A 7742-nucleotide genomic window follows, 5' to 3' on the forward strand; every position below is an offset into this window, starting at 1 on the left:
ACCGTCCACCGTGTAATAAATGAGGTCGGACAGCTCTTCATCGAGCCGCGCGGGCTGATACTCCCAGATCGCCGGCGAGACCTGCTGGCGCGCATAAAGTCGCAGCCACGTGTTCAGGAGATCGCGTTGCCGGATCGACTTGACGACGGAGGGAGCGGCGCTTGCAAAATTCAAAGCAATATTCTCGCACGTGAAAACCCGCGCATGGTCCCACTTGCAGGAAAATTTTCGATGAAGGCTGGCGCGGCGGACGAAAGACCGTTAACGACGGCTTGATGGCCGGTGTCTTGCGAACCGGAGGCCGGGCAGGCACGACATCGAAACACCTTCGACCAAGGGAGCATTTGTATCCCAGCCGGAGGCCTGATCTGCTCAGCTTTCCGCCTTGCCTAACCCCCGTCACCTCCGGCATATTCCGCGCCCGGAGGCGGCGCCCCGGAAGGGCCGCAAGGCCTCCGGATCGCCGAAGTAACAAGGACAGCCACGCGCTTGCGCGCGGGCAGGGGGAAATCTGTTTGGCCGATGAGTTCATTCTCGAAACGGAAGGCTTGACCAAGGAGTTCGCGGGCTTCTTCGCCGTCCGCGACGTTGCGCTCAAGGTTCGCCGTGGGAGCATTCATGCGTTGATCGGCCCGAACGGGGCTGGCAAGACGACCTGCTTCAACCTTTTGACCAAGTTTCTCAAGCCGTCAGCCGGGAAAATCCTGTACAAGGGTCAGGACATCACGGCGATGGCGCCGGCCGACGTCGCCCGCATGGGCCTGGTTCGTTCGTTCCAGATCTCGGCCGTGTTTCCGCATCTCACCGCGCTGGAGAACGTCCGCGTCGCGCTGCAGCGCCAGCACGGCTCGTCGTTCGACTTCTGGCGCTCCAAGTCCGTCCTCAACCGTTTCAACGATCGCGCGCGCGAACTGCTCAGCGATGTCGGCCTCAGCGAGTTTGCCGAGACGCCCGCCGTCGAGATGCCCTACGGGCGCAAACGCGCACTGGAGATCGCAACCACGCTCGCGCTCGACCCTGAGATGATGCTGCTGGACGAGCCGATGGCGGGCATGGGCCACGAGGACATCGACAAGATCGCGGCGCTGATCAAGCGCATCTCCGCGAAATACACCATCCTGATGGTCGAGCATAATCTGAGCGTCGTGGCCAACCTCTCCGACATCATCACCGTGCTGACGCGCGGGCAGGTGCTCGCGCAGGGCCATTACTCCGAGCTCACCAAGGACGAGCGCGTCAAGGAAGCCTATCTGGGAGCCGGTCATGGCTGACACTGCGATCGCCGAGGCTCCGGCCAAGGCTGCTGCCGGCGGGAACATCCTGCAAGTCCGCAATCTCGAAGCGTGGTATGGCGAGTCTCACATCCTGCACGGGATCAACTTCGACGTGAACGCGGGCGAGGTCGTCACCCTTCTCGGGCGCAACGGCGCGGGCAAGACCACCACGCTGAAGTCGATCATGGGCATCATCGGCAAGCGCACCGGCTCGGTGAAGTTCAACGACCAGGAGATCATCCGCGCAACCTCGGACAGGATCGCGCGCATGGGCATCGCCTTCTGCCCGGAGGAGCGGGGAATATTCGCCAGCCTCGACGTGCGGGAGAATCTGATGCTGCCGCCGGTGGTCCGCGCGGGCGGATTGCCGCTCGAGCAGATCTTCGAGCTGTTTCCGAACCTGAAGGAGCGGCTGAACAGCCAGGGCACCAAGCTGTCGGGCGGCGAGCAGCAGATGCTCGCGATCGCGCGGATCCTGCGTACCGGCGCGAGCTTCCTGATGCTGGACGAGCCGACCGAGGGCCTTGCGCCCGTCATCATCCAGCAGATCGGCCACACCATCGCGCGGCTCAAGAAGGAGGGCTTCACGATCCTCCTGGTCGAGCAGAACTTCCGCTTCGCCTCGACCGTGGCCGACCGCTACTATGTGGTCGAGCACGGCAAGATCATTGACGGGTTTTCCAATTCGGAGCTTGCCGCCAACATGGACAAGCTGCACACCTATCTTGGTGTGTAGCGGTGCAGGCGGACGATCGAGAGTGATTATCAAAGCGATATTGGGAGGCGGATTATGAAGCACGGCATTTCGGCAATATTGCTTGGGACGGCCCTGGCGCTCGGCGCGGCAGGCGGCGCGGTCGCGCAGGACAAGAACATCAAGATCGGTGTGCTGACCGACAATTCGGGACTCTATGCCGACCTTGGTGGCGCTGGCTCGACCGTCGCCGCACAGATGGCGATCGAGGATTCCGGGCTCGCTGCCAAGGGCTGGAAGCTCGACCTGATCTCCGCCGACCACCAGAACAAGCCCGACATCGGCTCCACGATTGCCCGGCAATGGATCGACGTCGAGAAGGTCGACATCTTCATGGATGTCCTGAACTCCGGCGTCGCGCTGGCGGTGAACAACGTCGTCAAAGAGAAGAATTCCATCCTGATCAACACAGGCGCGGCGACGTCGGATCTCACCAACGCGCAATGCTCGCCGAACACGGTCCATTGGGTCTATGATACCTATATGCTCGCCAACAGCACCGGGCAGGCGCTGGTGAAGGCGGGCGGCGACTCCTGGTATTTCCTCACCGCGGACTACGCCTTCGGCCATGCCCTCGAGCGCGACACCGCCGCGGTCGTGGTGAAGTCTGGCGGCAAGGTGATCGGCAACGTCAAGCATCCACTCAATACTGCCGACTTCTCGTCCTTCCTTCTTCAGGCGCAGGCCTCCAAGGCCAAGATCATCGGCATGGCCAATGCCGGCGGCGACACCACCAACACCATCAAGCAGGCCGCCGAGTTCGGCATCGTTTCGGGCGGCCAGAAGCTTGCGGGCCTGCTGCTCTTCATCACCGACGTGCACTCGCTCGGTCTGAAGGTGGCGCAGGGCCTGAACTTCACCGAGACCTTCTATTGGGACATGAACGACGGCACGCGCGCGTTCTCCAAGCGCTTCTCCGAGCGCATGAAGAACAAGGCGATGCCCTCGATGGTGCAGGCCGGCGTCTATTCGGGCCTTCTGCATTATTTCAAGGCGCTGGAGGCGATGGGCGGCAATCCTCATGACGGGGCCAAGGTGGTCGCCAAGATGAAGGAGATGCCGACGGATGACGCGCTGTTCGGCAAGGGAACGATCCGCGTGGACGGTCGCAAGCTCCATCCCGCCTATCTGTTCGAGGTCAAAAAGCCCGAGGAATCCAAGGGGCCCTGGGATTACTACAAGCTGATCGGCACGACGCCCGGCGACCAGGCCTTCCGGCCGCTGTCGGAAAGCGCCTGTCCGCTGGTGAAGAAGTAACGTTGAACGATGCAGGCCGGCGCGCGACGGCACCGGCCTGTTTTTGAGGAATAGAAGGGACCGGGTGCGGGATCGATGCAGGCTCTCTACGCTCAGCTACTGGTGGGACTGATCAACGGCTCGTTCTACGCGCTGCTCAGTCTCGGGCTTGCCGTGATCTTCGGCATGCTCAACATCATCAATTTCGCCCATGGCGCGCTCTACATGATGGGCGCCTTCGTCGCCTATTTCCTGTTGAACCTCGGCGGCATCAACTACTGGTGGGCGCTGTTGCTGGCGCCCATCATCGTCGGCATCTTCGGCATGATCCTGGAGCGGACCATGCTGCAATGGCTGACCGGGCTGGATCACCTCTATGGCCTGCTGCTGACCTTCGGCATCGCGCTGATCGTCCAGGGCGTGTTCCAGAACTATTTCGGCTCCTCCGGCCTGCCTTACGCGATTCCGGACCAACTCAAGGGCGGCATGAATCTCGGCTTCATGTTCCTGCCGATCTACCGCGGCTGGGTCGTGGTGTTCTCGCTGGTGGTGTGTCTTGCCACCTGGTTCCTGATCGAGAAGACGCAGCTCGGTGCCTATCTGCGTGCCGCCACCGAAAACCCGACCTTGGTGCGCGCTTTCGGCATCAACGTTCCGCGCATGATCACGCTCACTTACGGGCTCGGCGTCGGCCTCGCCGCGCTCGCCGGCGTGCTTTCGGCGCCGATCAACCAGGTGCGGCCGCTGATGGGCGCCGACCTCATCATCGTCGTGTTCGCAGTGGTCGTGATCGGCGGCATGGGTTCGATCATGGGCTCCATCATCACCGGCTTCGCGCTCGGGGTGATCGAGGGCCTGACCAAATATTTCTACCCCGAGGCCTCCAACACCGTCGTGTTCGTGCTGATGGTGCTGGTGCTCTTGGTGAAGCCAACGGGATTGACGGGAAGGGCGGCCTGAGATGACAACCCTGACGGACGACACGCTGCCGGCAGCCCCGCGCGCGGTGCGCGACGAGATGATCGTGTTCTTGCTGATGGCGCTGCTGCTGGCCGCGGTACCTTTCACCGGCGTCTACCCATTCTTCGTGATGCAGGCGCTCTGCTTCGCGCTGCTCGCCTGCGCCTTCAATCTCTTGATCGGCTATGGCGGCCTGTTGTCGTTCGGCCATGCGATGTTCTTGGGGACCGCCGGCTATTGCAGCGCGCATGCGCTGAAGGTCTGGGCGCTTCCGCCCGAGCTCGGCATTCTCGTCGGCATCGCCGCGGCCTTCGTGCTCTCGATCATCACGGGCTACATCTCGATCCGCCGCCAGGGCATCTATTTCTCGATGATCACGCTGGCGCTGTCGCAGCTCCTGTACTTCATCTACCTCCAGGCGCCGTTCACCCACGGCGAGGACGGTATCCAGGGCATACCCCAAGGTCTGATGTTCGGCGTCCTTGATCTCTCCAAGCCCACGGTGCTGTACTATGTGGTGCTGGCTGGCTTCCTCGCCGGCTTCCTCCTGATCTTCCGCATCATCAACTCGCCGTTCGGCGAAGTCCTGAAGGCGATCCGCGAGAACGAGCCGCGGGCGATCTCGCTCGGCTACCGCACCGACCAGTACAAGTTCCTTGCCTTCGTCCTGTCAGGCACGCTGGCCGGCTTTGCCGGCTCGCTGAAAGTGTTCGTGGCACAGAACGCCTCGCTTACCGACGTGCACTGGACGATGTCGGGCGAGGTCGTGCTGATGACGCTGGTCGGCGGTCTCGGAACTATTTTCGGTCCCGTGGTGGGCGCCTTCGTGATCATCGCCATGCAGCAATATCTGGCGGGCTTCGGCCAGTGGGTGACGGTGATCCAGGGCGCGATCTTCGTGATCTGCGTGCTCACTTTCCGCCGCGGCGTCGTCGGAGAAATCGCGCATTACTTCCGGCGGTCGCTTTAAGTAGCTGATTTACAATCGGATTGGCGGCCATCTGAAAGCGGTGGATGACCCGGCTCCGCGGGCGTGACATGACACGCGCGCGGATCGTAAATGGTCTATGACAGTTTTGTGACGGCCCCTTGGGGCCTGGCCATTTCCAACCGGTAGCCTATCCCCATGATGCGATGGTTTCGTGCGTTCCTGCCCAGGGAAGAGCGGTTCTTCGACTTGTTTGACCGGCATGCCCAGACCGTGATCCAAGGCGCGATCGCGCTCCAGGGCGTGCTCAACGGGGGCGAGGAGACGCCGGTTTACTGCCAGCGCGTCAACCAGTTCGAGAACGACGCCGACAACATCACCCGGGAGGTGCTCACGGCGGTGCGCCGCACCTTCATCACCCCGTTCGACCGCGGCGACATCAAGAACCTCATCACGTCGCTGGATGATGCCATCGACCAGATGCAGCAGACGGCCAAGGCCGTCATGCTGTTCGAGGTCCGCAGCTTCGAGCCGCCCATGCGCGAGATCGGCGGGCTCTTGATCGAATGCGCCAATCTGGTCGGGCGCGCGCTGCCGTTGATGCAGTCGATCGGCCCGAACGTCGCCATGCTCACGGCCATCACCGAAGAACTCGGCAAGCTGGAGGGACGGGTGGACGACCTCCACGACATCGGGCTGAAGGAGCTGTTCCTCAAGCATCGCGAGGGCAATGCGATGGACTTCATCGTCGGCGCCGAGATCTACGACCATCTCGAAAAGGTCGCCGACCGCTTCGACGACGTCGCCAACGAGATCAACAGCATCGTCATCGAGCAGGTTTAGGGCAGGCCGCCGTGGATGCTGCGCTGGGTCTTCCCATCCTGGTCGGCTTGATCGCCGTCGCGCTGCTGTTCGACTTCCTGAACGGCCTGCACGACGCCGCGAATTCGATCGCGACCATCGTCTCGACCCGCGTGCTTCGGCCGCAATACGCGGTGTTCTGGGCCGCTTTCTTCAATTTCATCGCCTTCCTGGTGTTCGGCCTGCACGTCGCCCAGACCATCGGCACCGGCATCATCGATCCCGCGGTCGTCGACGCCCAGGTGATCTTCGCCGCGCTCGTCGGTGCCATCGTCTGGAACCTCGTGACCTGGGCGCTGGGCATCCCGTCCTCGTCCTCGCATGCGCTGATCGGCGGCCTCGTCGGCGGCGGCCTGGCCAAGGCGGGCATTTCCGCGGCCGTATGGAGCGGCCTGTCCAAGACGGTGCTGGCCATCGTGCTCTCGCCCCTCGTCGGCTTCCTGCTCGCGATGATGCTGGTGGCGATCGTGTCTTGGGCCTCGGTGCGCTCGACGCCGTTCGCGGTCGATCGCGCCTTCCGCATCCTGCAATTCGCCTCCGCCTCGCTTTATTCGCTCGGCCACGGCGGCAACGACGCGCAGAAGACCATGGGCATCATCGCGGTGCTGCTCTATTCGCAGGGCCATCTCGGCAGCGAGTTTTCGGTGCCGTTCTGGGTGGTGCTGTCCTGCCAAGCAGCGATGGCGCTGGGCACGTTGATGGGGGGCTGGCGCATCGTCCGCACCATGGGCCTGCGCATCACGAAATTGACGCCGATGCAGGGCTTTTGCGCCGAGACGGGGGGCGCCGCGACCCTGTTCATGGCCACCTATCTCGGGGTTCCCGTTTCGACCACCCACACCATCACCGGTGCCATCGTCGGCGTCGGGGCCGCCCGCCGCGTCTCCGCGGTGCGCTGGAACGTCGCCAGTTCCATCGTCTATGCCTGGGTGATCACCATCCCGGCCTCGGCCATTGTCGCGGCGCTGACCTGGTGGGTGGTCCAGATCTTCAAGTAACGAGCTTCAATCCGATGATCCCGGCGACGATCAGGCCGATGCTGGCGAGGCGCAAGGCCGTGGCCGGCTCGCCAAACAGGAAGATGCCGAGCGTCGCGGTGCCGACCGCCCCGATGCCGGTCCAGACTGCATAGGCGGTTCCAACGGGCAGTGATTTGAGCGCAAGTCCGAGCAGGATGACGCTGCCGGCCATGGCCGCGAGCGTGACCACGGATGGCACCAGCTTGCTGAAGCCCTCGGTGTATTTCAGCCCGATGGCCCAGACGATCTCGAGAAGACCGGCGACGAACAGGATGCTCCAGGCCATGACGACCCTCCATTCATGGCAGGGTCGTCCCCGCGGCTGCTGCGCTGATGGCGGGGAGGCCGTCCTCCCCAAAGCCGATATGGGGCTGGCCGGACGCCTCCGCAATCACCAAATGAGGCTTGATCAGGCCCGTTTTCCCTGCCACACGCTCCCGCCATGTCCGACATCGCCGCCAATACCGCCGAATCGCCGGCCCGTTCCCCGCTTGCCGCCGAAGTGGCGCGGCGTCGGACCTTTGCGATCATCTCCCATCCTGACGCCGGCAAGACCACGCTGACCGAGAAGCTGCTGCTGTTCGGCGGCGCGATCAATCTCGCCGGCCAGGTCAAGGCCAAGGGCGAGCGACGCAATACCCGCTCCGACTGGATGAAGATCGAGCGCGAGCGCGGCATCTCGGTCGTTACCTCGGTGATGACGTTTGAAT

At 63.1% G+C, this 7742-nt stretch carries 9 protein-coding genes; 8 read left to right on the forward strand and 1 reads right to left on the reverse strand.

Translation table 11 applies throughout. The features are described from left to right. Window positions 1-515 precede the first annotated feature (515 nt). The 7 genes from JHD07_RS27170 (at window position 516) to JHD07_RS27200 (ending at window position 7011) form a co-directional block, all read left to right on the forward strand. Entirely contained in the window at window positions 516-1271 is a 756-nt protein-coding gene (locus JHD07_RS27170; protein WP_291627651.1) for an ABC transporter ATP-binding protein, read from the forward strand. Continuing rightward, window positions 1264-2010, forward strand: coding sequence for an ABC transporter ATP-binding protein (locus JHD07_RS27175; protein WP_291627653.1), 747 nt, complete (start codon window positions 1264-1266; stop codon window positions 2008-2010). The genes JHD07_RS27170 and JHD07_RS27175 overlap by 8 nt, the downstream gene beginning before the upstream one ends. Window positions 2011-2064: 54 nt before the next feature. Next, entirely contained in the window at window positions 2065-3285 is a 1221-nt protein-coding gene (locus JHD07_RS27180) for an ABC transporter substrate-binding protein (RefSeq protein WP_291627654.1), read from the forward strand. A gap of 75 nt (window positions 3286-3360) precedes the next feature. After that, entirely contained in the window at window positions 3361-4224 is an 864-nt protein-coding gene (locus JHD07_RS27185) for a branched-chain amino acid ABC transporter permease (RefSeq protein WP_008551982.1), read from the forward strand. Between the two features lies 1 nt (window position 4225). After that, window positions 4226-5194 carry a branched-chain amino acid ABC transporter permease gene (locus JHD07_RS27190; RefSeq protein WP_291627657.1) on the forward strand — a complete coding sequence of 323 codons (969 nt, stop codon included), beginning with the start codon at window positions 4226-4228 and terminating at the stop codon, window positions 5192-5194. 156 nt (window positions 5195-5350) lie between these two features. After that, on the forward strand, window positions 5351-5995 hold the full coding sequence (locus JHD07_RS27195; RefSeq protein ID WP_291627658.1) for a DUF47 domain-containing protein: 645 nt from the start codon (window positions 5351-5353) through the stop codon (window positions 5993-5995). Window positions 5996-6006: 11 nt separating this feature from the next. Continuing rightward, window positions 6007-7011 (forward strand): inorganic phosphate transporter, encoded by a 1005-nt coding sequence (locus tag JHD07_RS27200; RefSeq protein ID WP_291627659.1) that lies wholly within the window; start codon window positions 6007-6009, stop codon window positions 7009-7011. On the opposite strand, the gene sugE is transcribed toward JHD07_RS27200, so the two are convergent. After that, window positions 7004-7318, reverse strand: a complete 315-nt coding sequence (sugE, locus tag JHD07_RS27205) for a quaternary ammonium compound efflux SMR transporter SugE (protein WP_291627661.1) — start codon at window positions 7316-7318, stop codon at window positions 7004-7006. The genes JHD07_RS27200 and sugE overlap by 8 nt on opposite strands. Window positions 7319-7474: 156 nt before the next feature. On the opposite strand from sugE, the gene JHD07_RS27210 reads away from it, so the two are divergent. Beyond that, window positions 7475-7742 (forward strand): GTP-binding protein (locus JHD07_RS27210; RefSeq protein ID WP_291627663.1); only part of this gene is annotated, 268 nt, incomplete at its 3' end.

It is taken from the genome of Bradyrhizobium sp. (assembly GCF_016462955.1).
GTDB lineage: Bacteria > Pseudomonadota > Alphaproteobacteria > Rhizobiales > Xanthobacteraceae > Bradyrhizobium.